The sequence below is a fragment of the Aeromicrobium panaciterrae genome, assembly GCF_031457275.1.
In the GTDB taxonomy this organism is placed as follows: Bacteria; Actinomycetota; Actinomycetes; order Propionibacteriales; family Nocardioidaceae; genus Aeromicrobium; species Aeromicrobium panaciterrae_A.
Genome location: NZ_JAVDWH010000001.1, coordinates 1,050,709 through 1,073,648, shown reverse-complemented (window position 1 = coordinate 1,073,648; position 22,940 = coordinate 1,050,709). Strand labels below are relative to the sequence as shown.

General features: G+C 64.3%; 27 protein-coding genes. 9 read left to right on the top strand and 18 right to left on the bottom strand.

The window, feature by feature from the left end:
- Nucleotides 1–7: 7 nt before the first annotated feature.
- Nucleotides 8–337 (top strand): sec-independent translocase, encoded by a 330-nt coding sequence (locus J2X11_RS05640; protein WP_309967736.1) that lies wholly within the window; start codon nt 8–10, stop codon nt 335–337.
- Here the strand turns inward: J2X11_RS05640 and J2X11_RS05635 are convergent.
- Together J2X11_RS05635 and sigE are read right to left on the bottom strand one after the other, a co-directional pair.
- Nucleotides 334–1,173, bottom strand: a complete 840-nt coding sequence (locus tag J2X11_RS05635) for an anti-sigma factor family protein (RefSeq protein WP_309967733.1) — start codon at nt 1,171–1,173, stop codon at nt 334–336. The genes J2X11_RS05640 and J2X11_RS05635 overlap by 4 nt on opposite strands.
- Entirely contained in the window at nt 1,173–1,754 is a 582-nt protein-coding gene (gene sigE / locus J2X11_RS05630) for an RNA polymerase sigma factor SigE (protein ID WP_309967730.1), read from the bottom strand. Before sigE ends, J2X11_RS05635 begins: the two co-directional genes overlap by 1 nt.
- Nucleotides 1,755–1,798: 44 nt before the next feature.
- Between sigE and J2X11_RS05625 the strand changes: the two genes are divergently transcribed.
- Together J2X11_RS05625 and gluQRS are read left to right on the top strand one after the other, a co-directional pair.
- A complete protein-coding gene (locus J2X11_RS05625) occupies nt 1,799–2,518 on the top strand; it encodes an O-methyltransferase (RefSeq protein ID WP_396127870.1) in 720 nt (239 codons plus the stop codon).
- A gap of 19 nt (nt 2,519–2,537) precedes the next feature.
- Complete coding sequence (gene gluQRS, locus J2X11_RS05620; protein WP_309967727.1) at nt 2,538–3,413, top strand: tRNA glutamyl-Q(34) synthetase GluQRS; 876 nt, start codon at nt 2,538–2,540, stop codon at nt 3,411–3,413.
- Nucleotides 3,414–3,426: 13 nt separating this feature from the next.
- Here gluQRS and J2X11_RS05615 read toward each other — a convergent pair whose 3' ends face one another.
- Nucleotides 3,427–3,786 carry a hypothetical protein gene (locus J2X11_RS05615; protein ID WP_309967724.1) on the bottom strand — a complete coding sequence of 120 codons (360 nt, stop codon included), beginning with the start codon at nt 3,784–3,786 and terminating at the stop codon, nt 3,427–3,429.
- Nucleotides 3,786–3,947 carry a DUF3117 domain-containing protein gene (locus tag J2X11_RS05610; RefSeq protein ID WP_162237311.1) on the bottom strand — a complete coding sequence of 54 codons (162 nt, stop codon included), beginning with the start codon at nt 3,945–3,947 and terminating at the stop codon, nt 3,786–3,788. Before J2X11_RS05610 ends, J2X11_RS05615 begins: the two co-directional genes overlap by 1 nt.
- Before the next feature lie 108 nt (nt 3,948–4,055).
- Here J2X11_RS05610 and J2X11_RS05605 point away from each other — a divergent pair, with 108 nt between their 5' ends.
- On the top strand, nt 4,056–4,859 hold the full coding sequence (locus J2X11_RS05605; RefSeq protein WP_309967721.1) for an enoyl-CoA hydratase-related protein: 804 nt from the start codon (nt 4,056–4,058) through the stop codon (nt 4,857–4,859).
- On the opposite strand, the gene J2X11_RS05600 is transcribed toward J2X11_RS05605, so the two are convergent.
- Together J2X11_RS05600 and J2X11_RS05595 are read right to left on the bottom strand one after the other, a co-directional pair.
- Nucleotides 4,860–5,453 carry a hypothetical protein gene (locus tag J2X11_RS05600; RefSeq protein ID WP_309967719.1) on the bottom strand — a complete coding sequence of 198 codons (594 nt, stop codon included), beginning with the start codon at nt 5,451–5,453 and terminating at the stop codon, nt 4,860–4,862. It abuts the gene before it with no gap.
- A gap of 45 nt (nt 5,454–5,498) precedes the next feature.
- Nucleotides 5,499–6,041 carry a DNA-3-methyladenine glycosylase I gene (locus J2X11_RS05595; RefSeq protein WP_309967716.1) on the bottom strand — a complete coding sequence of 181 codons (543 nt, stop codon included), beginning with the start codon at nt 6,039–6,041 and terminating at the stop codon, nt 5,499–5,501.
- Between the two features lie 4 nt (nt 6,042–6,045).
- Here J2X11_RS05595 and folP point away from each other — a divergent pair, with 4 nt between their 5' ends.
- The gene (gene folP / locus J2X11_RS05590) at nt 6,046–6,930 is read left to right on the top strand and encodes a dihydropteroate synthase (protein WP_309967713.1); all 885 of its coding nucleotides are present in this window, start codon (nt 6,046–6,048) and stop codon (nt 6,928–6,930) included.
- On the opposite strand, the gene J2X11_RS05585 is transcribed toward folP, so the two are convergent.
- Nucleotides 6,927–7,655: an LOG family protein gene (locus J2X11_RS05585; protein ID WP_309967710.1), complete on the bottom strand. Its 729-nt coding sequence runs from the start codon at nt 7,653–7,655 to the stop codon at nt 6,927–6,929. The genes folP and J2X11_RS05585 overlap by 4 nt on opposite strands.
- Before the next feature lie 96 nt (nt 7,656–7,751).
- On the opposite strand from J2X11_RS05585, the gene J2X11_RS05580 reads away from it, so the two are divergent.
- Nucleotides 7,752–9,632: an ABC transporter ATP-binding protein gene (locus tag J2X11_RS05580; RefSeq protein ID WP_309967708.1), complete on the top strand. Its 1,881-nt coding sequence runs from the start codon at nt 7,752–7,754 to the stop codon at nt 9,630–9,632.
- Here J2X11_RS05580 and dapE read toward each other — a convergent pair.
- The 7 genes from dapE to J2X11_RS05545 are packed head-to-tail and all read right to left on the bottom strand — an operon-like array spanning nt 9,629 to nt 16,195.
- Entirely contained in the window at nt 9,629–10,687 is a 1,059-nt protein-coding gene (gene dapE, locus J2X11_RS05575) for a succinyl-diaminopimelate desuccinylase (protein ID WP_309967706.1), read from the bottom strand. The two genes, J2X11_RS05580 and dapE, sit on opposite strands and share 4 nt — an antisense overlap.
- A gap of 38 nt (nt 10,688–10,725) precedes the next feature.
- The gene (locus J2X11_RS05570; RefSeq protein ID WP_309967705.1) at nt 10,726–11,400 is read right to left on the bottom strand and encodes a VOC family protein; all 675 of its coding nucleotides are present in this window, start codon (nt 11,398–11,400) and stop codon (nt 10,726–10,728) included.
- A 48-nt stretch (nt 11,401–11,448) separates the two neighbouring features.
- Complete coding sequence (locus J2X11_RS05565; RefSeq protein WP_309967702.1) at nt 11,449–12,639, bottom strand: serine hydrolase domain-containing protein; 1,191 nt, start codon at nt 12,637–12,639, stop codon at nt 11,449–11,451.
- Nucleotides 12,640–12,696: 57 nt separating this feature from the next.
- Nucleotides 12,697–12,990: a hypothetical protein gene (locus J2X11_RS05560; protein ID WP_309967700.1), complete on the bottom strand. Its 294-nt coding sequence runs from the start codon at nt 12,988–12,990 to the stop codon at nt 12,697–12,699.
- A gap of 2 nt (nt 12,991–12,992) precedes the next feature.
- Nucleotides 12,993–14,384 carry a WS/DGAT/MGAT family O-acyltransferase gene (locus J2X11_RS05555; protein ID WP_309967697.1) on the bottom strand — a complete coding sequence of 464 codons (1,392 nt, stop codon included), beginning with the start codon at nt 14,382–14,384 and terminating at the stop codon, nt 12,993–12,995.
- A gap of 57 nt (nt 14,385–14,441) precedes the next feature.
- Nucleotides 14,442–15,572, bottom strand: a complete 1,131-nt coding sequence (locus tag J2X11_RS05550; RefSeq protein ID WP_309967693.1) for an AAA family ATPase — start codon at nt 15,570–15,572, stop codon at nt 14,442–14,444.
- Nucleotides 15,572–16,195, bottom strand: coding sequence for a hypothetical protein (locus J2X11_RS05545; protein WP_309967690.1), 624 nt, complete (start codon nt 16,193–16,195; stop codon nt 15,572–15,574). Before J2X11_RS05545 ends, J2X11_RS05550 begins: the two co-directional genes overlap by 1 nt.
- Nucleotides 16,196–16,350: 155 nt before the next feature.
- On the opposite strand from J2X11_RS05545, the gene J2X11_RS05540 reads away from it, so the two are divergent.
- Nucleotides 16,351–16,584, top strand: coding sequence for a helix-turn-helix domain-containing protein (locus tag J2X11_RS05540; protein WP_309967687.1), 234 nt, complete (start codon nt 16,351–16,353; stop codon nt 16,582–16,584).
- Here J2X11_RS05540 and J2X11_RS05535 read toward each other — a convergent pair.
- Nucleotides 16,568–17,071: a hypothetical protein gene (locus J2X11_RS05535; RefSeq protein WP_309967684.1), complete on the bottom strand. Its 504-nt coding sequence runs from the start codon at nt 17,069–17,071 to the stop codon at nt 16,568–16,570. The genes J2X11_RS05540 and J2X11_RS05535 overlap by 17 nt on opposite strands.
- A gap of 122 nt (nt 17,072–17,193) precedes the next feature.
- On the opposite strand from J2X11_RS05535, the gene J2X11_RS05530 reads away from it, so the two are divergent.
- Nucleotides 17,194–17,760 (top strand): LysM peptidoglycan-binding domain-containing protein, encoded by a 567-nt coding sequence (locus J2X11_RS05530; protein WP_309967681.1) that lies wholly within the window; start codon nt 17,194–17,196, stop codon nt 17,758–17,760.
- Nucleotides 17,757–18,239 carry an Rv3235 family protein gene (locus J2X11_RS05525; RefSeq protein WP_309967678.1) on the top strand — a complete coding sequence of 161 codons (483 nt, stop codon included), beginning with the start codon at nt 17,757–17,759 and terminating at the stop codon, nt 18,237–18,239. Before J2X11_RS05530 ends, J2X11_RS05525 begins: the two co-directional genes overlap by 4 nt.
- On the opposite strand, the gene secA is transcribed toward J2X11_RS05525, so the two are convergent.
- Genes secA through J2X11_RS05510 form a run of 3 tightly spaced genes read right to left on the bottom strand, consistent with a single transcriptional unit; the run spans nt 18,236 to nt 22,909 of the window.
- Entirely contained in the window at nt 18,236–20,962 is a 2,727-nt protein-coding gene (gene secA, locus J2X11_RS05520; RefSeq protein ID WP_309967675.1) for a preprotein translocase subunit SecA, read from the bottom strand. The two genes, J2X11_RS05525 and secA, sit on opposite strands and share 4 nt — an antisense overlap.
- Nucleotides 20,963–21,010: 48 nt before the next feature.
- Nucleotides 21,011–22,213: a winged helix-turn-helix domain-containing protein gene (locus tag J2X11_RS05515; RefSeq protein ID WP_309967671.1), complete on the bottom strand. Its 1,203-nt coding sequence runs from the start codon at nt 22,211–22,213 to the stop codon at nt 21,011–21,013.
- A gap of 30 nt (nt 22,214–22,243) precedes the next feature.
- Nucleotides 22,244–22,909 carry a response regulator transcription factor gene (locus J2X11_RS05510; RefSeq protein ID WP_309967668.1) on the bottom strand — a complete coding sequence of 222 codons (666 nt, stop codon included), beginning with the start codon at nt 22,907–22,909 and terminating at the stop codon, nt 22,244–22,246.
- Between the last annotated feature and the right edge of the window lie 31 nt (nt 22,910–22,940).

The following is a 22,940-nucleotide window of genomic DNA, read 5'->3' as shown; positions in this document are numbered from 1 at the left end:
GCTTCACATGTTCGGCATCGGCGTACCGGAGATGCTCGTCATCGCCATGGTCGCGATGCTGGTGTTCGGTCCGGACAAACTGCCTGACCTCGCGCGTCAGTTCGGCGGATTCGTCCGTACGGTCAAGCAGATGGCCGAGAACGCCAAGAACGACCTCGGTCGGGAGATGGGCGAGGACTTCTCAGGTCTGAGCCTCAAGGACCTCGATCCCCGCGAAGTCGTGCGCAAGAACTTCCTCGAGGACGGCGGCCTCGGCGATACGACACCCGCCGTCGTGAAGGAGACGCGCATCCTGCGTCCCAACGAGGCTCCCCCGTACGACCCGGAGTCGACCTAAGCCGCTGCCATCCAGGCGGTCATCCGGTTCAGTCCGTCACCGACCCGGTCCACCGGGCCTTCGGAACCGGAACCTCGGGGCAGCTCGTTCACCGCTCGCACAACCCGACCGTGATCGGCGTCCGTGACGATCGTGTAGACGACGCCGTCGTAATCCCACGTCACAAGCATGGGCGATCCGTCACGGATCCAGACGTCTGACTTGCCCAGCGTTGACGCCTCGAAGCCGTCCAGGCTGGTGTGGTCAAGTACGCCGGTCTGCTCAAACAGATTGAGCTTGGACGTGCCGTTGGAATAGCTCAGCGCCACAGCGTCATCAGCCCAGCTGCCAGACGTACGGTCGAGGTCACCACCGAGCGTCTCCTTGCACGGCCAGCCGTCGTGATCGAGATCCTGAAGCTTGGTGTCGCTGATCGTTGCACCAACCTGGACGGCAGCTGCACCGTAGAAGTCCGCGGCATAGCGATCGAATGGCGGAGCGACCTTGTCGCCCACCGTGTTGTCGTCAGCGCCACCCACCGCGTACGCGGCAACCATGACCGCGATCGATGCGCCGGCGACGACGATGCTGGCGCGGAACGGAACCGAGTGACGCAGTCGCTCCCACCACGTCTGGTGATGGGGAGGTTGAGCCGCAAGTCCGGCGAGCGAAGCAAGTAGCTCGGCGGGGGGCTCGGGAGCGGTCACCGTGCTCATACGGGACTTCAGGAGTCGTTGCTGGCGTACGGCTTTGTCGCAGGCCCTGCAATCCTCAAGGTGTCGCGAAGCCGCGCGCATGGCGTCTGGGGACAGCTGTGCGTCCACATACGCTGCGACGTCGGCTCCGAGGTGTGCCATTAGACGCCGAGGGGCCCTACGAAACGAGTGCGGCCCTTGCGCGGAGCACGGTGTGCGAGGGCAGCTCGCAGCTGCGTACGGCCACGGTGGATGCGCGAACGTACGGTGCCGAGCTTGATGCCGAGGACGTCGGAGATCTCCTCGTACGACAGACCCTCGACATCGCACAGCACAACGGCCACTCGGAACTCGTCGGACAGCGACGCCAGTGCGGCCTCGATGTCCGGGTCGAAGTTGGCATCGTGCACGGCCGACTCAGGCAGGACCTCGGCGCTGAGGAGTCGATCCTCGGCACCTTCGCCGAAGCCATCCATGCGCAGACGCGATTTGCGGCGTACGCGGTCGAGGAACAAGTTGGTCGTGATGCGGTGCAACCAGCCGGGGAAGTTGCCGGGCTCGTACGTGTCGAGCGAGCGGAAGACCCGGATGAACACGTCCTGCGTGAGGTCCTCAGCGTCCTGACGATTGCCGGTCAGGCGGTAGGCAAGCCGGTAGACGCGCGCGGAGTGTTCCGCCACGATGTCGTCCCACTCAAGCGTTGCCGTTGTCACTTCATTCTCTTCCCCGTGAAGCACAGTCATGCATTGATCGTTGACCCTTCACCTGAGAGAACGCACAGAACCACCTGACTGTTCCCCACAAGTCTCATGGGCAGCCTCCCCGTACCTCGGGCTTCACGCGACTACGCTGGTCCCAACCACCACCCAAGGAGCCGACCATCACCACCGCAGCAAGCCTGGCCTACGCCGAGGACTTCAACCCCGAGGACGATCACCTCGCGGCAGCCCGAGGCCGTGCGGAAGAGGTTGGTGTCTCACCGATCGGCTCAGGTGGCGGAGCGGCGCTGACGTTCCTCGCATCGGCAATCAATGCCAAGTCGATCGTCGAGATCGGCACCGGCACCGGTGTTTCTGGGTTGTGCCTCCTACGCGGGATGCAGGCAGACGGCGTTCTGACCTCTGTCGATCTCGAAGCCGAGAACCAGCGACTCGCTCGCGAGACCTTCACCGAGGCGGGCTTTGCGCCGCAGCGGTTCCGGTTGATCGCTGGCGCCGGGCTCGAGGTCATGCCTCGACTGACCGATGCTGGCTACGACCTGGTGTTCCTCGACGGCGACAAGGTCGAGTACGGCGAGTACCTCGACCAGGCGATCCGCCTCGTACGTCCTGGTGGCGTCATCGTGTTCGACAACGCACTCTGGCACGACCGCGTCGCCGATCCCGCGCAGCGCGACCCCGAGACGACCGCGATCCGCGAGCTGCTCCAGCGCGTTGCGAACGACGAGAACCTGCGCAGTGTCCTCCTTCCCCTCGGCGACGGACTGCTGGCAGCTCAGCTCATCTGACTCTGCCGAGACGCACGTTGTGACCGCCGGACGATTCGCCCCGTCCCCCTCGGGTGACCTGCATGTTGGCAACCTGCGCACAGCGGTTCTTGCCTGGTTGCACGCTCGTCGAACCGATCGCGAGTTCTTGGTCCGAATCGAGGATCTCGACCGCGTACAGCCCGGAGCTGAAGAACGACAGCTCGCCGACCTCGCGGCGCTGGGTCTCGACTGGGATGGCGCGGTGGTCCGCCAGTCCGAGCGAGCACGGCTGTACGACGCGGCGCTCGCTTCGCTGGCAGGGCGTGGTCTCGTCTACGAGTGCTACTGCACCCGGCGCGAGATCCTCGAGGCTCCGTCAGCGCCGCACGAACCACCCGGCATCTATCGCGGGACCTGCCGCAACCTGAGCGATGCCGAGCGACTGGCCCAGGCTGCCGTTCGACCAGCGGCGCTTCGTCTTCGGAGCGAGCTCCCGGATTTCACGATCCAGGACGAGCTGCACGGTACGTACGAAGGCGTGGTCGACGACTTCGTACTGCGCCGCGGAGACGGTGTGGTCGCGTACAACCTCGCCGTCGTGGTCGACGACGCTCAGCAAGGCGTCGATCAGGTGGTGCGAGGGGAGGACCTGCTGCCCTCCGCTCCGCGCCAGGCGTATCTCGCGACTCTGCTCGGCAACCAGCCGCCGACGTACGTCCATGTGCCTGTTGCGCTCAACACGGACGGGCAGCGCCTCGCGAAGCGCGACGGCGCGGTGACCTATCAGCAGCTACGGGAACTTGGCGTCGATGCCATGGCGCTCATCGCTCAGTCACTCGGACTCGCGGGATCCACGATGGCCGAACTACTCGAGGAGTACGACCCGGCTTCGCTGCCGCGAGACCCGTGGGTGTTCGTTCCGCCACCGGGTTAGAAATAGTGCTGGGTTAGTCGTCGTCCCTGGCGTGCTCGAAATGTGAGGACGAACGGAAGCCGGCCGGACCTCGTACGACTGCAACGATCTCGCAGGCTTCGATCGAGATCGGTGCAGAACCGACGATCTTGGAACCGGGCGACTCAGCTGCTCGCTGCTCGAAGTCCTCCTGGAACTTCTCGCGGGCTTCTTCGGAGACAAACACGTAGGAGCCCTCAAACCATTCGCCCTTGCGAGCGCGCCACGTCTTGACCCGAAGGCCTTCGAGACCGGCGAACTTGGCGTACGACTCGTCCTCCACGTACGCACGGAGAGCTTTGAGTGTGCCCTTGGGGGCGTCCTGCAATGACCAACGAACGGTCAGCCCGAACATCAGACAGCTTTGAGTGCGTCGCCGAGGGTTTCAGCCTCTTCATTGTTGAGCTCGACGACGAGGCGTCCGCCGCCTTCGAGTGGAACGCGCATGACGATGCAGCGTCCCTCCTTGGTGACCTCCATCGGGCCGTCTCCGGTCCGTGGCTTCATGGCGGCCATCAGTTCCCCTCTCGTCGCGATGCGTCCGGCTGAAACTGCTGGACGCGTGCCTCCTATTATCGCCTATGGTTCGATCTCCTTCGACCGCAGTCCCACAGGAGGCCCTTCGTGAGTGAGTCCAGCACCCCGCCGGTGACGTACGAGGTGGCCGACGGCGTCGCCACCGTGACGTTCAATCGGCCCGACACCATGAACAGCCTGACGACCGATACGAAGGTCGCGCTGAGGGACGCGCTGCATCAGGCGGCGGCCGACAGCGAGGCCCGCTGCGTCGTGCTGACCGGCACCGGGCGGGCGTTCTGCGTCGGCCAGGACCTCAAGGAACACGTCGCGGGACTGACATCCGACGACCCTGGTCAGCTCTCCGACACGGTCCAGGAGCACTACAACCCGGCGGTCACCGCGATCGCCACCATGCCAAAGCCCGTGATCGCTGCCGTCAACGGCATCGCCGCAGGTGCAGGGGCATCTTTGGCCTTCGCCGCCGACTTCCGACTGTTGCGTCGCTCGGCCGGATTCAACCTCGCTTTCGCCGGTATCGCGCTGTCGTGTGACACCGGTGCGTCGTGGACGCTCCCCCGCCTGGTCGGCTTTGGTCGCGCCACGCAACTGCTGCTGCAGCCTCGTACGATCCCCGCCGACGAAGCCCTCGAGCTCGGTATGGCCACGACGGTCGTCGACGATGACGCCTTCGACGCTGAGGTTGCGGCTCTGGCTCGTTCACTCGCTGACGGGCCAACGCTGGCGTACGCGTCGATCAAGCGTTCGCTGGCGTTCTCGGCGACGAATGATTTCCCGGCGTCACTCGACCAGGAGGCTCAGAAGATGGCGCTGACCGGCGCATCCGAGGATCACCTCGCAGCGGTCAAGGCATTCCTCGCCAAGGAGAAGCCAAGCTTCACCGGTCGCTAGTCAGGCTGGACGTTGGTGCTGACGACGCTGGTCGTCGGTCGCTGACTGTTCCCAGGCGACAACTTCGGCGCGAGCCTGGATCTCCGCGGCTTCACTCGCCGCGAGTGCATCGTTGGCCTTCATCAGGTCGGAGCGAGCGGACTCGACATCCGACTGGGCAGAGCTGAGGTCGGCGGTCAATGCGTCCACACGGGCGCGTTCGGCTGAGACGCGTTCGCGAGTCTTGGCCAGGTCGATCTCAGCGGTGACGAGCGAGTCGCGAAGAGTCTCAATCTGCGCATCCTTGTGCTTGATGCGCGAGCTCATCTGCTCGGCGAAGGCCGTGTGCTCCTTCGAGCGAGCCACTGCCTGCAACCGATTGTGGTTGGCGATGTCGGCTCGGTCCTTCGCCCAATCGCGGCGCATCTGACCGAGATCGTTGGCGATGAGTCGCGAAGACACGATGCCTGCGACGACGCCGTAGATCGTGGCGCCGACGAGTACGGGAACCGTCGAGACGGCAATGGCGCCAGCTGCGACGAGCACCGCTGTGATGAGCAGCGCGGTCGCCGCGAGGACTCTGCGTGACCGTGCCGACTTGCGGGAGTTGCTCATGCTCCGATGGTAGGTATTTTCGCCGAAATTGCCGGGAGCCACGCCTCAGCGAGCGATGCAGTCCTCAAGGTGGTCATTGACCATGCCGGTGGCCTGCATCAGCGCATACGCAGTGGTGGGCCCGAAGAACCGAAAGCCCTTCTTCTTGAGCGCCTTGGCCATCGCCATCGATTCAGGGGTTGTTGCGTCGACTTCCGCGTACGACGTGGGGGCCGGTCGAGGCGGTGGGGCGAACGACCAGAGCAGGTCGCTGAAGGACTCGTCGAGTTCGAGCAGAGTGCGGGCGTTGCTGATCGTCGCTTCGATCTTCATGCGGTTGCGGACGATTCCGGCATCCTGCAGCAATCGCTCGACGTCGGAGTCTCCAAAGGTCGCCACGACCTCCGGATCGAAGTTCGCGAACGCTTCGCGGAATCCCTCACGCTTGCGCAGGATGATCAGCCACGAGAGCCCCGACTGGAAGGCCTCGAGCGACATCCGCTCGAACAGCTCACGATCGCCGCGGAGCTCCTTGCCCCACTCGGTGTCGTGATATTCGATCATCGCGGGATCGTCGCCCCACGGACAACGGACCACGTCTAGGCTCATGAACGTGATCGTGCCACGCAGAGAGGACAGTCTCCGACTGGGCTCTCGAGAGTTCGCGCCTGGCGAGTTCGCGCTGATGGCGATCATCAACCGCACGCCCGACTCGTTCTACGACAACGGCGCGACGTTTGATCTCGAGCCGGCGCTTGAGCATCTGGCTCGGGCCGTCTCGGAGGGTGCGGACATCGTCGACGTTGGCGGCGTACGCGCTGGCTACGGTCCTGAAGTCGACGCGACTGAGGAGCTCCGGCGTACGTCCGACTTCGTCGCCGAGGCACGGTCGCGATTCCCTGAACTGGTGATCAGCATCGACACCTGGCGCAGCGAGGTCGCGGACGAGCTCTGCAAACTCGGCGCCGATCTCGTCAACGACACGTGGTCAGGCCACGACCCTGAGTTGGCATCAGTCGCCGCCCAACACGGCGCGGGCCTCGTCTGCAGCCACACGGGCGGAATCGGCCCTCGTACGGACCCCCACCGCGCTGCGTACGCAGATGTTGTCGCCGACGTCATCAACACGGTCACAGAGCTGGCTGGCAAGGCCGTGGAGGCCGGTGTGCGGGCCGACGGCATCCTGATCGACCCGACGCACGACTTTGGCAAGAACACGCGTCACAGCCTCGAGTTGACCCGACGACTCGATGAGCTCGTGGCGACCGGCTGGCCGGTTCTGGTGGCGCTGTCCAACAAGGACTTCGTGGGCGAAACGCTCGACCTCGACAAGGACCGCCGACTGCCCGGCACTCTCGGCGCCACCGCCATATCCGCATGGCAGGGAGCGCGTGTCTTCCGCGCGCACAACGTCGCCGAGACACGCCAGGTACTCGACATGGTCGCGTCGATCAAGGGCGACCGACCGCCGGCGGTTGCCCGCCGAGGTCTTGCCTAGTTGTCCTTGGCGACGAACCAGGCGACGGCTTCGTCGATGTCGTCGGTGATGTGCAGCATGTCGATATCGAGGGCATTGACCTTGCCGTCGGGGAGCATCGTGTTGCGCAGCCAGTCGATCAGACCGCCCCAGTACTCAGATCCGAACAGCACAATCGGGAACGACGTGATCTTGCCGGTCTGCACCAGCGTGAGTGCCTCGAACAGCTCATCCATCGTGCCGAAGCCACCGGGCATGACGACGTAGCCCTGCGCGTACTTCACGAACATCGTCTTGCGCACGAAGAAGTAGCGGAAGTTGATGCCGAGGTCGACGTACTCGTTCATGCCCTGCTCGTGCGGCAGCTCGATGCCGAGGCCGACGGAGACTCCCCCGCACTCGTGGGCGCCCTGGTTGGCCGCCTCCATGACGCCGGGGCCACCACCAGTGATCACGGCGTAGCCCTCGCCGCAGAGCTTCATGGCGATCTGGCGGGCCGCTTCGTACATCGGGTCGTCAGGCTTGGTGCGCGCCGAGCCGAAGATGCTGACGGCCGGACCGAGCTCGGCGAGCGCGCCGAAGCCTTCGACGAACTCAGACTGGATGCGCAGGACACGCCAGGGATCGGTGTGCACCCAATCGGACGGTCCACGAGAGTCGAGGAGTCGCTGGTCAGTGGTGCTGGACTGCACCTGATCGCCGCGGAGCCTGATCGGCCCCTTCTGGGTTTCACGTCGTTCGGTCATGGTTTGAGGCTATCGGCTTGACCTCAAGTCGACGTGAGGTCGTACGTTCGTCAGTGGCTTGGTAGAGACTGATGGTCGAACAATGGAGAACAACACATGAGCATGGACGCCACAGCATGGTCCGCGCTGCACCGCACAATGATGAACAGCGAAGGCTCGCACAAAGTGACCCGCGAAACGTTGCGGCGCATCGCCTCGTTCGCTGTCCCTCACAAGCGCAAACTGATCCTGTTCCTGATCATGAGCGTCATCACCGCCGTGCTCGCGGTGGCGACTCCCGTGCTGGCCGGCAAGGTCGTCAACTCGATCGTCGATGGCGACTCGCGTCGAACGGTGTTTGAGCTTGCCGGGCTGATCGCGCTGATCGCGCTCGCGGATGCCGGATTCGGCATCTTCACCCGCTGGCTGTCGGCCAATATCGGCGAAGGTCTGATCCTCGACCTGCGCACCAAGGTTTTCGATCACGTACAGCGGATGCCCGTCGCGTTCTTCACCCGTACGCGTACCGGCGCGCTCGTCAGCCGCCTCAACAACGATGTCCTCGGCGCTCAACGCGCCTTCAGTGACACTCTCTCCGGAGTTGTCAGCAACCTCGTCACGCTGACCCTGGCCCTCATCGTGATGCTGAGTATTTCGTGGCAGATCACCCTGGTCGCGCTGGTCCTGTTGCCAGTCTTTGTCATCCCAGCACGACGCATGGGTGGCCGGCTTGCGGCGATGCGACGCGAGGCCGCTGACTACAACGCCACGATGAGCACCCGGATGACCGAACGCTTCTCGGCTCCCGGAGCCACCCTGGTCAAGCTCTACGGTCGCCCCGAGCAGGAGTCGATCGAGTTCGCTGCCCGCGCTCGTCGCGTGCGCGACATCGGCGTGAAGTCGGCCATGCTGCAGTCGGTCTTCGTCACCGCGCTCACCACGGTCTCGGCCCTGGCCTTGGCTGTCGTCTACGGACTTGGTGGCTTCTACGCACTGCGCGGCTCGCTCGATCCCGGCGACGTTGTCGCGATGGCACTTCTGCTCACCCGCCTCTACGCGCCACTGACTGCATTGGCCAGCGCACGCGTCGAGGTCATGAGCGCCGTCGTCAGCTTTGAGCGAGTGTTCGAGGTGCTCGACCTCAAGCCGCTCATCGCCGAGAAGCCAGATGCGATCGATCTGCCTGCCGGACCCGTGACTGTCGAGTTCGATGACGTGACGTTTGCGTACCCATCGGCCGACAAGGTTTCGCTGGCGTCCCTTGAAGAGGTCGCTCAGCTCGACAGCCGCGGCGGCGTGGACGTGCTCCACAACGTCTCGTTCACCGTTGAGCCGGGCCAGCTCGTTGCGCTGGTCGGTACGTCCGGTGCCGGCAAGTCAACGATCGCCAGCCTCGTACCGCGTCTGTACGACGTCGACACCGGAGCGATCCGACTCAACGGTGTCGACGTACGCGATCTGACCCTGTCATCAATTCGCCGCACGCTCGGTATGGCGACGCAGGACGGTCACCTGTTCCACGAGTCCGTACGCTCCAACCTCCTGCTCTCACGCCCCGAGGCGACCGAGGACGAGCTGTGGACGGCCTTGCACGACGCGCGACTCGACGACCTCATCCGCTCACTGGCCGACGGACTCGACACCGTCGTCGGCGAACGCGGCTACCGCCTGTCGGGCGGCGAGCGTCAGCGCCTGACGATCGCCAGGCTGCTGCTGGCGCGCCCGCAGTTGGTGATCCTCGATGAGGCGACGGCTCACCTCGACTCAACCTCGGAAGCCGCAGTCCAGGAAGCGCTCGCAGCAGCGCTCACCGGCCGTACCTCGCTGGTCATCGCTCACCGACTGTCGACCGTACGAGCGGCCGACCTGATCCTCGTCGTCGAAGACGGCCGGATCGTCGAACAGGGCAACCACACCGAACTGTTGGCACAGGGTGGACGCTACGAAGAGCTCTATCGCACGCAGTTCGACCAGGGGCCGGTCGCAGAACCGGTCTAAGCGGACAGCCAAGCCGCCATCGTGCTGTGCACGCGGCGGAGCTGCTCAATCGGTACGTGCTCGTCGGCTTTGTGCGCAAACATCGGGTCACCGGGCCCGTAGTTGATCGCCGGGATGCCGAGCACGGTGAACTGCGCGACGTCGGTCCAGCCGAACTTCGGCTTCACCTCGCCACCGACCGTGGCGGCGAACGCTGCCGTCGACGGCTGCGAGAGGCCCGGCATGGCTCCCGGTGCCGAATCGGTCAGCGTCAGCCCGAAGCCCTCGAAGACCTCTTGCAGGTGACGGTGCGCGTCATCCTCAGTACGGTCAGGCGCGAAGCGGAAGTTGACCGTGACGATGGCTTCGTCGGGCACAACGTTGCCAGCGACTCCACCGCTGATGCCGACCGCGTTCAAACCCTCGCGGTAGGTCAACCCGTCGATGTCGACTTCACGAGGCACGTAGGTCATGAGTCGGTCGAGTACGGGCGAGAGCGCGTGGATCGCATTCGAGCCCATCCACGAGCGAGCTGAATGGGCGCGTTCACCGGTCGTCCGTATATCGGCACGCATCGTGCCCTGGCATCCGGCCTCGATGCCGGCATCGGTCGGCTCCATCAAGATCGCGAGATCGCCGGCAAGAAGGTCGGGTCGCGTACGCGCGAGCTTGCCGAGACCGTTGAACTCCGATGCGATCTCCTCGCCGTCGTAGAACACGTACGTGACGTCGCGTACTGGCTCAGTAACATGCGCGGCAAGCAGCAGAGCGACAGCGACCCCGCCCTTCATGTCGCAGCTTCCAAGACCGTGAAGGATCTCGCCTTCGAGACGCGACGGGAAGTTGCCGTTGGCGGGCACGGTGTCGAGGTGACCCGCGATGACGACTCGTTCGGCACGACCGAGCTCGGTGCGGGCGACGATCGTATGGCCCTCGCGCTCGATCTTGAGATGGGACGCGGTGCTGAGTGCAGCCTCGACATCGTCGGCGATCTGTTGCTCGTCGAGGCTCTCAGAAGCGATGTCGACCAAGGCAGCGGTCAGGGTGACGACGTCAGTGTTCAGGTCGAGGGGCACAGGTTCATTCCATCACGCGAGATCGACCGGACGCGTCATCAGCGGTCGAAGACGCAGAACTCGTTGCCTTCGGGGTCGGCCATGATCGTCCAGCTGATCTCGTCATCAGGCGCACGAAGGATCGAAGCACCCTTGACCACCAGGTCGTCGACGGTGACGCCTTCGTTGAGGGTGACGTCCCAATGGATGCGGTTCTTGACCGTCTTGGGCTCGGGCACGGTGGCGAACGAGAATCCGTCAAACGGAACTCCGGGCACCTTGTCGATCCACGAGTAGCCCTGTTTGTCGTGGCCGAGGTTCCCGCCGAGCACGTCAGCCCACCACGCGGTGATCTTCTGGTGGTCGACGGCATCGACACAGACTTCGTAGAAGAGATAGTCGTCGACCTCATCGCGTACGAAGACGCAGAACTCACCACCCTCGGGATCGAGGAACACCGTCCAGGGGAACTCACCATCCTCGGACTGCTGGGTCAGCGCCGAAAAGGGTTCGAGCGACGCCGCGTGAACATCGAGGTGTACGCGTTGCTTGACGCTGAGCGCCTCCGGCACGAGGTTGATCCACACCGTCTTGGACGGGTCGTCACCCTTGAGCACGGCGTCACCGTCAGGGAGGACCTCGCTGGTGAGCCCGAGCGTACGAGCCCAGAATCCCTCCACAGCGCTGACGTCGCTGGCGTCGATGCAGAGGTCCTTGTAGGTCACGAGTGCCATGCGTTCAGCCTGCCACGCACCCCTGACGTCCGCGAGATCTGCGGCGGGTCAAGTGCAACTGCCCGCGAGCGAGCGGAAGACGTCGACCAGCTCTTCCTCGTCCTGCTCGGCGCCGTAGTCGCTGAGCTTGACGATGACGGTGTGGTTCGCGGGATTCTCGTACACATATTGGCCGTAGACACCCTCGGCCATGAAGTCGTGATGAGTCTCGTGTCCCGGCGGGTGCCACCACTGAGCCGCGTACATCCAGTCCGGGTATGCCTCAGCAACGGGTGTCGAGATGCGCTTGATCCAGGCCGCAGGCACGACCTGCTCGTCGCCGACCTTGCCGTTGTTGGCCACCAAGAGCCCGATCTTGGCGAAGTCGCGTGGTGTCGCGTTGAGTGCTGCGAAGCCCTTCTCAATGCCGCCTTTGCTGTCGAGGCTCCATACGGCGTCGTCCTCCGCGCCGATCGGGTCCCACAGGCGCTCCTTCGCCATTTCGGCGAGCGGTTTGCCGTCGACCCGGCTGGCGATCATCGATAGATACTGCGCATCGACGCTGCGGTATTCAGACTTCGAACCGGGATCGAACCGCAGTCCGCGGTTGTCCTTGAGATAGCCCACCAGGTCGGTCGTCATCAGCAAGCCGCCAACTCCTGAGAACGGCTTGAAGTACGAGTAGTCCTCCGCCACGTCGATCCCGCTCTTCATGTCGAGGAGATCGGCCACCGTGATGGTGTCGAAGTCGGTCCCGTTCTTGAACTCTGGAAGCACCTCGACGAGACGGGTGTCCTCGGTGAGCTTGCCCTCGCCGATGAGCTGCCCGACCAGCAGGCTGACCACCGACTTCGCAACGGACCACGAGGACTGACGCCGTGTGCGGTCGCTCTTCTCGGCGTACCACTCGTGAACCACCTCGCCACGGCACAGCACCATGAACGAGTTGGTCTTCGTGGTCTTCAGCACCTTCTCGGTCGCGAGAGGCTTGCCCATCCACTGCACAGTCGATGGGAGCGGTCGTACCGACTCCGGGATGGGATGCTCCGCTGCTGCCGCATCAATCGTGCGGCCATCGAACAGCGTTCCGGCGTCCGACGTGCGCGTGAAGAGAAAACGCGCGATGAACGTCGGTCCCTGCATGTCCTTCGCCGACGTGTACGCGAACAGTCCGCCCACGAGAAGGGCAATCACCACGGCGAATGCCACCAATGCCTTGCGAATCCTGTGTCTAGGCGTGGGCGATGCATCGGCAGTCATTCCGGAGATGCTACGGCTCCGTGGCCGCGTTTATCAGCGATCGGTCGAGTACGCCGATCAGCGCTTCTGGGCCTCCCGGATCACGGCGTCGATCTCCTGCGTCGCGAACCAGGCCAGATCGCCAGTGCCGTCGAGGTCGACATGGAACGAGGCGATGTCTTCAAGCGCCACGTCATCCGTGCCGTCGACATCGGCCGCGGCGACGACCGCGCCATGCTCTGCTGCTTCCTCAAGGGCCGCGAGCTCGTCCTCTTCGTCTTCGCTCTCAGCGCTGAATGCTGGCGCGCTGATGCGCTCGCCTGCCGCGAGCCGCTCAAGCAGCTCGGCGTCGACTGCGACATAGATTCGCATGTTCAGGCCTTGGTCGGGCGCTGTCGGCCACGAGGTGCATGAGTGCTCCGCTTGTCGATCGTCTCGACGAGCTCAAGCAGGGCGTCCTCGATGCATTGCGCCAGTACGTCGACGTCGGGCACCGCATCACGATCGCCGACGATGCCGAAGAACACCTTGTTCGTGTAGGACGTGACGCCGATGGCAACCGCGCGGCTGCCGCTCAACGGGATGCAGGGGTAGACCTCGGTGATCGCCTCACCGGCCATGTAGACGGGGTCCTGAGGGCCCGGAACATTGGTGATGACGATCTGGTGGCCGCGTCCCTCTTCAGACGCAGCAACGCGTGAACCCACCGCGTGGAAGGTCGAGGTCGCGAAGCCCGGAAGGTTGGCCAACTTGTTGGCGGCAACCGCCGAACCGGTCTCGCGATGATCTTTGAGCGCGTACGACACCTGGTGAAGCCGTACGACCGGGTTGGTCTCGCCGACCGGAAGCGACAGCAGGTGACCACGCACCTTCGAGCCGAGCGAGGTCGGGAGGCCGTCATCAGACACGACCGACATCGGCACCATGGCCCTGAATCGCGTCTTGGCCGTGACGGGTTCAGCGCGAGTCAGCATCCAGCCACGGATGCCGCCGGTGATCGCCGCAAGGATCACGTCGTTGACGGTGCCGCCATGTGCGTCACGAACCTTGCGGAAGTCATCAAGATCCGCGGCCAGAGAAGAGAAGCGGCGGTGTCGCGACAGCTCGGTCGACAGCACACTGTGCGGCGCCTGAGCGTCCGAGCCGGGCAACAGTCGAGCGATACGCCCCAGGGCGACCTCCGCGACCCGGATGGCCTCGCGGGGATTCCTGACGGTCTGGTTGAGGGTGCCCGCGAGCAGGGCGGCCGAGGTCGGCTGTGAGCGCGGATTCCAGTCCTCGTGCGGGATGTCGCGTTCCTTGGCGGTCTCCTCGAGCAGCACCTGCGCCAGATCGACTGTCTCCGAGCCGTCCACGAGTGCTTGGTGCGCCTTAAACAACAGCGCCACGCGGCCCCCGGCAAGACCTTCGATGAGGTAGAGCTCCCACAACGGTCGATCCAGATCGAGTCGGCGAGCGATCAGGCGCCCGACGAGCTCGTCGAGCGCCTCGCTCGAGCCAGGTCGCGGCAACGCTGACCGACGTACGTGCATCGAGATGTCGAAGTTCTCGTCATCCAGCCATACGGGCGCACCGATGCCCACGCCGCGCGGAACCTGGCGATAGCGGGGCACCAGGTCGATGCGCTCGTTGATGACGTGGATCAGCCGGTCGTAGTCGAGACCGTTCTTGCCGGGCTCAAGGATGGCGAGTGAAGCGATCTGCCGGGGAACGGTCGGGCTGTCCTGCGCCAGGAACATCGCATCCAGCGGGCTCAACCGTTGCATGACTCTCCTGACAGAAACGACGACGCGACCTGCAGAGAAGTTACCACCGGCGCACCCTCAGAGGGTTGGGACTGTGCTGCGACTCACGAGCTGCTTGGCCAGGACTTCTATTCGGGCGACAAAGGGTGACGCGGGCGATGTGTCGCGCGGTGATCGTCCCGACATGAGAGCCGAATCGAGGGCTGGCTGATCGAACGGTAGGAACGACGCTGTGGCCAGGCCGGTGAGGCGGCGCAAGGTCGCATCAACATCCCGCTCCTTCCAGCCAAGCGTCGGTCGCATCATGTTGATCACCACGGTCGGTGGGTTGGCACCGCGCCGTACGTCTGCCAGGTCATGAACTCCGCGTACGAGACGCGCCAAACCGACGGGGTCAGCCTTGCCCACCGCGACCACCTGATCGGCCTGTTCCAGTGCTTGAAGCGTCGCTTGGTTGCGGGCAACCGGTCCATGCGCCGACTCGAGGCTGAATCCACAGTCGACGATGACCAACTCGGCCGTCATCCGGAGCTGCCGAAGCACCAGCTCGAGCGCGCCGGGGCGCACCTGCGGCCACATGTCCGCGCGCGGAAGTCCGGTGAGCAGTCGCAGCTTGGGGCCGATCGCAAGGAGGTGATCGTCAACCTGACCGGGATGACCGTTGTTGGCGGCACGGCACGCGGCCATCAGTCCACTCACGTCATCCAGCACCGCGAGCATCTGGGCCAGCGAGCCACCGTAGGTGTCGGCGTCCACGAGCACTGTGTCGACACCCTTGGCGGCAGCCGCGGCAGCAAGTCCTAGCGCTACCGAGCTGCGGCCCGGCGCACCTGCCGGTCCCCACACGGCGACGATCGAGCCCCTGTCGTCAGCACGTCGATCGACGGGTGAGGCGGCGTCCCGGATGAGGAGGTCCAGCGCGCCCAGCGACACGCGGCGAGCGATTCCGAGACCGTTGCACCGCTCCTCATCTGCCTCAACAGCTGCCACCCGAACGCCCGAATGTTCGAGCCGATGGACCGAGTCGGCGTCGAGTCCCGCGAGTTCCGTGTGCACGAGGGCTGCACCAGCGACGTTCGTGTCAGCAAGCGCGAGGAGATCCGCAACGTCAACGCAGCGGCGTACGAGTCTGAGATTGCTCGACCCTTCGATCTCGCTGATGGCCGCCGTCTCCCAGGGTGCGCCACCTGCCGCGAGAACGACGTCCATCAGGAGACTCGTACGAGGGTGACGTGCCCCGAGGCGACTGTGCCGACGACCGAGCCTTGGAGCTGGGTATCGGCCACGTCGACGAGCACAGTCTGCGCGAGAGATCCGCCGATCGAGGCGGACTCATCGCCCGTCTCGACAATGCGTACGGCTTGCAGGATCCGTACGGCCTCGTCATCGGACTCGTCGCCGGGCCCAGGCCCGACCCACACATCGACCAGATCGCCCCGAGCGAGATCGGCTGGCGATGCGCCAGTCGCGACGCTCAGCGGCAGTTGGCTGCGACCAAGTGACGACTTGGGCTGGAGTGAGGAGCGTTCGACCAGCGAGCCGGCGGCACCGCGCTCGCCCCATTGGAGTGCGTCGAGCGGTTCCGCGAACTCCTCGTCGGCGGGCAGATAGTTGTCCGAGACCTTCGAGGACAAGCGCACTCGCACGGCGACCAGGTCGTCGGCGCTCACGGAATCGCCTGGCGCAACTGCGCGATCGAGCGCCCAGTAGCGCACGGTGTCGTCCGCTGCGGCGACCAGGCGAGCACCGAGGATCGTGGATCCAAGCACCAGAAGTACGCCGATCAACAGCCGTGGATCCCGCCACGGTCGGTGGTGCAATCGCGACGCCATTGCACTCTTTGTCTGCCCCGAATCATCAGGCCCCCGCCAGATCATAGGGATTGTTCTATCGAATCCCACGCGGGTTCGTCCATACCCCACTGAGCTTGTCCACAGGCGCAATGGGGGTTCGACGGACTGACACCTCCACGTGGGAAACTGGGGCCATGCCGCCCCTCACTCCGAGGTTCCTCACGCTGGCAGACGTCGCTGAGGTTCTCAATGTCACGGTGCGCCAGGTCTATGCACTGGTGCGATCAGGTGACCTGCGCGGCATTCAGATCGGCGGACGAGGTCAGTGGCGCGTTGAGGCAGTAGAGCTCGAGGACTACATCTCTCGCCAGTACGCTCGCGCCGACAATCTCGATCACGCCGACGACGACGTCACGTCCGACCGGTGACAGCTGCCACCGCGGCAAAGGTCAGGATCTGATCGCGACCTGACTCCTCGCGAATCCGTACAAAGTCCGCACCCACCACATCGACACGACCATCGATCGTCGATCCAGTGATCGTCTGCAGGCGTACGGAGTCGCCTTCAGCACGCAACGCGCGAAACACATGACCCCAACCCAGAGCCGATGACACGGCCGACGAGGGTCCGGCACGGTGCTCTGACGAAACAACTGATGCGACGGCATCCGAGCTGATGACGTGCTCTGCTCGATCACCGCGCAGCTGAACGACCTGCTCATTGACCAGCACACACACGCCCTCAATGCGCCCGACGCCGATCACGTCAAGGACGATGGCGCCTCCCAGCAACGACCTCCATGACGTCTCGGCCCACTCGCCATCGCGCAGCTCGTCAACCAGCGCATCGCGGTCCTGCATCTCGAGATCGCCCGCTTGAGCCTCGAGCTCGTGGAAGAGCCGTTCCCATCGCATGTGGGGACGCTATCCCAGCCTGGGCTTCGCTCACACCCCCGAAATTTCAGGGTTGACAACCGAATTCAAACGGTCTTGTCTGTTCTCAAACGTCATCAAACGTTATCAAAGGACATTCGGGGATGTTTCTTTCACGCAATGGATGGGCGCTCGCCGCACTAGCCGCAGCCAGCGTGTGGCTGCTCGCGCCCGACCTGGGCGCGACCGCAATGGCCGCCACTGGTCCCGACTTTCCCAATGCGCTGATCGCGATTGCCTCACTGGTCCAATTCACCCTCGCGAGCTGGGTCCTTGTCGTCATCGGCGTCGGTTCGAGCTCATCACGGCTGACCCGAGCAATCACTCCAGCCCTGATGCGTCGCGCGCTGTTTGCCGGCGCGGCGGGCGCTCTGGCACTCACACCGGTGAACGCCGAGCGCGTGACCTCGCCGGCCGACCACCAGCTCGATGGCCTTCGCTTGCCCGATCGCCCGGTGACCTCGGCGCCGTCCCACCCATCAGTGGTCGTCAGACCTGGCGACACATTGTGGACGATCGCAGCTCGCTCGCTCCCACCTGAAGCCACAAACTCCGTGATCGCCACCGCCTGTGCTCGCTGGTACGTCACCAACCGCGCCGTGATCGGCGACGACCCGAACCTGATCCACCCACTGCAGAGACTCACTCCACCCGCAAAGGACGCCTCATGAAGACAGCCACCGCCTTGTCAGTACCCGTCGTTCGGCCGTCCTTCACCGGGATTGTCGAACCGTCTCCGGATCAGATACCTCTGCCGTTCCCTGGCATGACCCCGGTGCTCCCTGCACCCGTCGAGCGTGGAGATGCCAAACCGCTACGTGATCGGTCGGCGCGCTTCATGCAGGCGCTCGTCGAGGTGCTGTCAGGCGAACGTCCCGTACGCCAGATGGGACCGTGGATGGCGCCCCATGTGTACGAGCAGCTCAGCACACGTCTCGCTGCCCACGCCCGTACGCCGAGGCGCCCGACCGCAGCGCGCGGCGCCCGGATCGTGTCAGTTCACGTTGCGATGGTGCACGACGAGGCCGCCGAAATCGCCGGGCGCATGGTGCACCGCGGACGCTCGCGCGCTCTCGCCGTGCGACTCGAGCTCCAGACAACTCACCGAGGCGACAAGGTCTGGCGTTGTACGGCGCTGACCTGGGCCTAGCGGTTGTTTTTGCGCGACTTTCGCTGCTGCTTGGCCTTCTGGCGTGCCTTGTTCTTGGCGTTCGCCTGACGGCGCGCTTCGGCTTCCGGAGTCTCAGCGGATGCTGACGCCGAGTCACCACGCACCTCGGCTTCGCCGTCTTCGCTCGGGGCGGAGTACGACAGCGCCTGCTGCTTCTTCTCGCCACCAAGACCCTTGGCAGTCAGCTGCGGCTCAGCCTCTTCTGCCGCCTCAACCTGGACGTCGAGGTTGAACAGGAAGCCCACCGACTCCTCGGCAATGCCTTCCATCATGGCGTTGAACAGGTCGTAGCCCTCGCGCTGGTACTCGACCAGCGGATCGCGCTGCGAGTAGGCGCGCAGGCCAATGCCCTCGCGCAGGTAGTCCATCTCGTAGAGGTGCTCGCGCCACTTGCGGTCAAGCACGCTCAGGACGACGCGACGCTCCAGCTCACGCATGACCTCTTCGCCGAGCTCGCTCTCGCGCTTCTCGTATGCCGCCAGCGCATCCCCGCCGATAGCCTCCTTGAGGCCCTCACGCGACAGCGCCTCACGGCTTCCGGCTTCAGACTCGACACCTTCGATCGTCAGGCTGACCGGGTAGAGAGTCCCGAGAGCGGTCCAGAGCTGCTCCAGCTCCCACTCCTCGGGGAATCCCTCGGTGGCACCGTCGATGTAGGCGCCCGTGACCTCGGCGATCATCGAGCGGACCCACTCGTTCATGTCCTGACCCTCGAGCACCTCACGACGCTCGGTGTAGATGACCTCACGCTGACGGCTCATGACGTCGTCGTACTTGAGGATGTTCTTGCGAGTCTCAAAGTTCTGCGCCTCGACCTGACCCTGCGCGGAGGCAATGGCGCCGGTGACGCGCTTGTCCTCGATCGGCTGGTCGTCGGGGATCTTCATCTTCTGCAGCACCCAGTTGACCCAGTCCGACTTGAACAGTCGCATCAGGTCGTCTTCGAGCGACAGGTAGAAGCGGGTCTCGCCCGGGTCACCCTGGCGGCCGGAACGTCCGCGCAGCTGGTTGTCGATGCGACGCGACTCGTGGCGCTCCGTACCGATCACGGCGAGACCGCCAGCAGCGGTAACTTCGTCATGCTCGGAAGCGACCTGCGCCTCAACCTTCTTGAGCTCATCGGGCCAAGCGGCTTCGTATGCGTCGGAGTCCTCGAGCGGGTCGAGGCCCTTGGCGCGCAGTGCTGCGTCAGCAAGGAACTCGACGCTGCCGCCGAGCATGATGTCGGTACCGCGGCCGGCCATGTTGGTGGCGACTGTGACGGCACCCTTGTGTCCGGCCATAGCGACGATCGCGGCTTCACGATCATGCTGCTTGGCGTTGAGCACCTCGTGCGGGACGCCGCGCTTCTTGAGCTGCTTGGAGAGTCGTTCGCTCTTGGCGACGCTGGTCGTACCAACGAGGATCGGCTGGCCGTTCTGGTGGCGCGTGACGATGTCCTCGACCACGGCGTCGAACTTCGCCTGCTCGGTGCGGTAGACGAGGTCGGGCTGGTCGATACGACCGACAGGACGGTTGGTCGGGATCGGGACGACACCGAGCTTGTAGATCTTGTCGAACTCCGAGGCCTCAGTGAGCGCCGTACCGGTCATGCCGCCGAGCTTCGTGTAGAGGCGGAAGTAGTTCTGCAGCGTGATCGTGGCGAGGGTCTGGTACTCCTCGCGGATGCGCACGCCCTCCTTGGCCTCGATCGCCTGGTGCAGGCCTTCGTTGTAGCGGCGACCGTCCAGGATGCGTCCGGTGTGCTCGTCGACGATCAGGACTTCGCCCTCGATGACGACGTAGTCCTTGTCGTTCTTGAAGAGTTCCTTGGCCTTGATCGCGTTGTTGAGGAAGCCGATCAGCGGCGTGTTGACCGAGTCATAGAGATTGTCGATGCCGAGCTGGTCCTCAACCCGGTCGATTCCCTCCTCGGACACGGCGATAGTGCGCTTCTTCTCATCGACCTCGTAGTGCTCGTCGATCTTCATCGCGCCGACGATCCGGGCGAACTCGGCGTACCACTTGACCTCGTCCTCAGTCGGGCCCGAAATGATCAGCGGCGTACGCGCCTCATCGATCAGGATCGAGTCGACCTCGTCGACAATCGCGAAGTTGTGGCCGCGCTGGACACAGTCGGCAATGTTGTCGGCCATGTTGTCGCGGAGGTAGTCGAAACCGAATTCGTTGTTGGTGCCGTAGGTGATGTCGGCGGCGTACGACTCGCGGCGCTCGTTGGGGCTCATGCTCGGCAGGATCTGACCGACCGAGAGTCCCAGGAAGTGGTGGACGCGACCCATCCACTCAGCGTGGTACTTCGCGAGGTAGTCGTTGACCGTGACGACGTGGACACCCTTGCCCTCAAGGGCATTGAGGTAGGCCGGCAGGGTCGAGACGAGGGTCTTGCCCTCGCCGGTCTTCATCTCGGCGATGTTGCCGAGGTGCAGCGCTGCGCCACCCATGATCTGTACGTCGAAGTGACGCTGGCCCAGCACACGCCAGGCAGCTTCACGTACGGTCGCGAACGCTTCCGGCATCAGGTCGTCAAGGGACTCGCCATCGGCCAGTCGACCCTGGAACTCATCGGTCATACCGCGCAGCTCGTCATCGCTCATGGCCTTGAACTCGTCCTCGAGCGCATTCACCTGCTTGGCAATTGCCTCAAGCTGCTTGAGGATCTTGCCTTCGCCCATGCGAAGGATCTTGTCGACAATTTTTGGCACGAAATGAACTCTCTTGACGCGGGGTTCGTACGGGAAGACTGAGCCTGTCTAGTCTATGTGACGCCCAAGGGCAGCCGAGAGTTCCCCGGCGAGATCCCCCTTGGACGGTGGCGCAACGCGGTCCAGTCCCAACCAACCTGCCATCAAGGACAGCTCGGCGGCGAGCTCCGTCGCGGTTGATTCGGGCGCATGATCCTCCGCCCACGCTCCGTGAACGATGAGCGTGCCGGCTTGCCGGTCAGCCTTGAGGTCGACGCGAGCGACGAGCCGGTCGCCGAGCAGGAATGGGAGCACGTAGTAGCCGTGCACGCGCTTCTCAGCCGGCACGTAGATCTCGATCCGGTAGCGGAAGTCAAACAGTTGCTCCGTACGCGTGCGCTCGAACACCAGCGGGTCGAAGGGGCTGAGCAGCGCCCGCGCCGACACCTTCCGTGGCTGCACGGCATCACGGTGCAGATAGGCCGGACGCTTCCATCCGGTGACCGTGGTCGGGATCAGCTCGCCTCCGGAAACCAACTCATCAATCGCAGCCTTGGTCTGGGCGGGATCCATACGGAAGTAGTCGCGCAGGCACTGCGCTGTCCCAACACCGAGTGCGCGTGCCGCGTGACTGACAAGGACCCCGTGAGCCGCGGCTGCTGTGAGTGGTGGCGCGTCGAGCTGCGCTTGGGGAATCACGCGTTCGGGCAGGTCATAGACCCTTTCGAACGCCGAGTTGCGGCGTGCAGCGCTCACCTGTCCCTTGTAGAAGAGGTATTCGAGCGACGTCTTGACCTCGGACCAGTTCCAGCCCCAGTTGTCCTTCTCACGCGGTACGTCGTGCTCGACCTCGCGAGCCGTCAGCGGGCCGTTGGCGCGCACTTCGTCGAGTACCCACTCGACGAACTCAGGCTTCTCGTCGTACACGCGCTTGATGCCACCCCACATACGGGCGCCGGACTCCATCCGGAACTGGAACGCCTGCCACAGGTTGACGTCGACCAGAGCGGCCTCATGGGCCCAGTACTCGAACAGCCGGCGCGGCTTGCGCCCGGCAGCGCGGTGTAGGAGTTCGGTGTCGTACGCGCCGAGCCGCGAGAACAGCGGCATGTAGTGGGCGCGCTGGAGGACGTTGACCGAGTCGATCTGGAAGAAGCCCAGACGATCGATGACCTTCTGCACATGCCGAGCAGCAACCGCGTCTGGACGAGGTCGAGTGAATCCCTGTGCTGCCAGCGCAATGCGACGCGCCTGCATTGGCGTCAGACTCATGGACCTGATCGTCGTCTATTGATCTGACATTTAGAGGACGTCGTCAACGAGCTTGCTGCGCACCGCGAACATCGCTGCTTCCATGCGCGACTTCATCTGGAGCTTCTCGAGGATGTTGCGAATGTGGTTCTTGACCGTGTTCTCGCTGATGAACAGCTCTTCGGCGATCTCGCGGTTGCTCAGTCCGCGGGCCACGTGGCGCAGCACGCCCAGCTCACGCGGAGTGAGGTTGGTGGCTGGCGTCGGGCTCTTGGACATGTGCACGAACTCATCGAGCAGCTTGGTCGCCATGCTCGGGCTGATCAGTGACTGGCCGGAGGCCACCAGGCGTACGGCTTCGGCGACCTGCTCGTACGTGGAACCGTCCTTGAGGAGGTAGCCCGACGCACCACTGCGGATCGATTCGTACAGGTCCGACTCGTCGTCGCTGGCCGTCAGCATGATGATGCCGGTGGTCGGCGAGATCTCCTTGATCGCGGCGCACACCTCGACACCACTGCGGCCGGGCATGCGCACGTCGAGCAGGACAACGTCGAAGGGATTTTCTGCGACCAGCTCGAGCGCTTTGTCACCGTCGTCGACTTCGGCAAGCTCCAGCGTCTCGTCTGCACCAAGAACCATCTTGACGCCGCGACGGAAGAGCTCCTGGTCGTCGACCAGCAACACGCGGATGCTGTTGTCGCCCCGAATAGTCACATTCCGATCATGCCACGAATGACGGTCAGCG

What these genes read in the sequence shown, in the direction of transcription:
- J2X11_RS05640 (WP_309967736.1), top strand. Translation starts at nt 8, where the DNA reads ATGTTCGGCATCGGCGTACCGGAGATGCTCGTCATCGCCATGGTCGCG.
- J2X11_RS05635 (WP_309967733.1), bottom strand. Translation starts at nt 1,173, where the DNA reads ATGGCACACCTCGGAGCCGACGTCGCAGCGTATGTGGACGCACAGCTG.
- sigE (WP_309967730.1), bottom strand. Translation starts at nt 1,754, where the DNA reads ATGACTGTGCTTCACGGGGAAGAGAATGAAGTGACAACGGCAACGCTT.
- J2X11_RS05615 (WP_309967724.1), bottom strand. Translation starts at nt 3,786, where the DNA reads ATGTTCGGGCTGACCGTTCGTTGGTCATTGCAGGACGCCCCCAAGGGC.
- J2X11_RS05610 (WP_162237311.1), bottom strand. Translation starts at nt 3,947, where the DNA reads ATGGCCGCCATGAAGCCACGGACCGGAGACGGCCCGATGGAGGTCACC.
- J2X11_RS05600 (WP_309967719.1), bottom strand. Translation starts at nt 5,453, where the DNA reads ATGAGCAACTCCCGCAAGTCGGCACGGTCACGCAGAGTCCTCGCGGCG.
- J2X11_RS05595 (WP_309967716.1), bottom strand. Translation starts at nt 6,041, where the DNA reads ATGAGCCTAGACGTGGTCCGTTGTCCGTGGGGCGACGATCCCGCGATG.
- J2X11_RS05585 (WP_309967710.1), bottom strand. Translation starts at nt 7,655, where the DNA reads ATGACCGAACGACGTGAAACCCAGAAGGGGCCGATCAGGCTCCGCGGC.
- J2X11_RS05580 (WP_309967708.1), top strand. Translation starts at nt 7,752, where the DNA reads ATGAGCATGGACGCCACAGCATGGTCCGCGCTGCACCGCACAATGATG.
- J2X11_RS05570 (WP_309967705.1), bottom strand. Translation starts at nt 11,400, where the DNA reads ATGGCACTCGTGACCTACAAGGACCTCTGCATCGACGCCAGCGACGTC.
- J2X11_RS05565 (WP_309967702.1), bottom strand. Translation starts at nt 12,639, where the DNA reads ATGACTGCCGATGCATCGCCCACGCCTAGACACAGGATTCGCAAGGCA.
- J2X11_RS05560 (WP_309967700.1), bottom strand. Translation starts at nt 12,990, where the DNA reads ATGCGAATCTATGTCGCAGTCGACGCCGAGCTGCTTGAGCGGCTCGCG.
- J2X11_RS05555 (WP_309967697.1), bottom strand. Translation starts at nt 14,384, where the DNA reads ATGCAACGGTTGAGCCCGCTGGATGCGATGTTCCTGGCGCAGGACAGC.
- J2X11_RS05550 (WP_309967693.1), bottom strand. Translation starts at nt 15,572, where the DNA reads ATGGACGTCGTTCTCGCGGCAGGTGGCGCACCCTGGGAGACGGCGGCC.
- J2X11_RS05545 (WP_309967690.1), bottom strand. Translation starts at nt 16,195, where the DNA reads ATGGCGTCGCGATTGCACCACCGACCGTGGCGGGATCCACGGCTGTTG.
- J2X11_RS05540 (WP_309967687.1), top strand. Translation starts at nt 16,351, where the DNA reads ATGCCGCCCCTCACTCCGAGGTTCCTCACGCTGGCAGACGTCGCTGAG.
- J2X11_RS05535 (WP_309967684.1), bottom strand. Translation starts at nt 17,071, where the DNA reads ATGCGATGGGAACGGCTCTTCCACGAGCTCGAGGCTCAAGCGGGCGAT.
- J2X11_RS05530 (WP_309967681.1), top strand. Translation starts at nt 17,194, where the DNA reads ATGTTTCTTTCACGCAATGGATGGGCGCTCGCCGCACTAGCCGCAGCC.
- J2X11_RS05525 (WP_309967678.1), top strand. Translation starts at nt 17,757, where the DNA reads ATGAAGACAGCCACCGCCTTGTCAGTACCCGTCGTTCGGCCGTCCTTC.
- J2X11_RS05515 (WP_309967671.1), bottom strand. Translation starts at nt 22,213, where the DNA reads ATGAGTCTGACGCCAATGCAGGCGCGTCGCATTGCGCTGGCAGCACAG.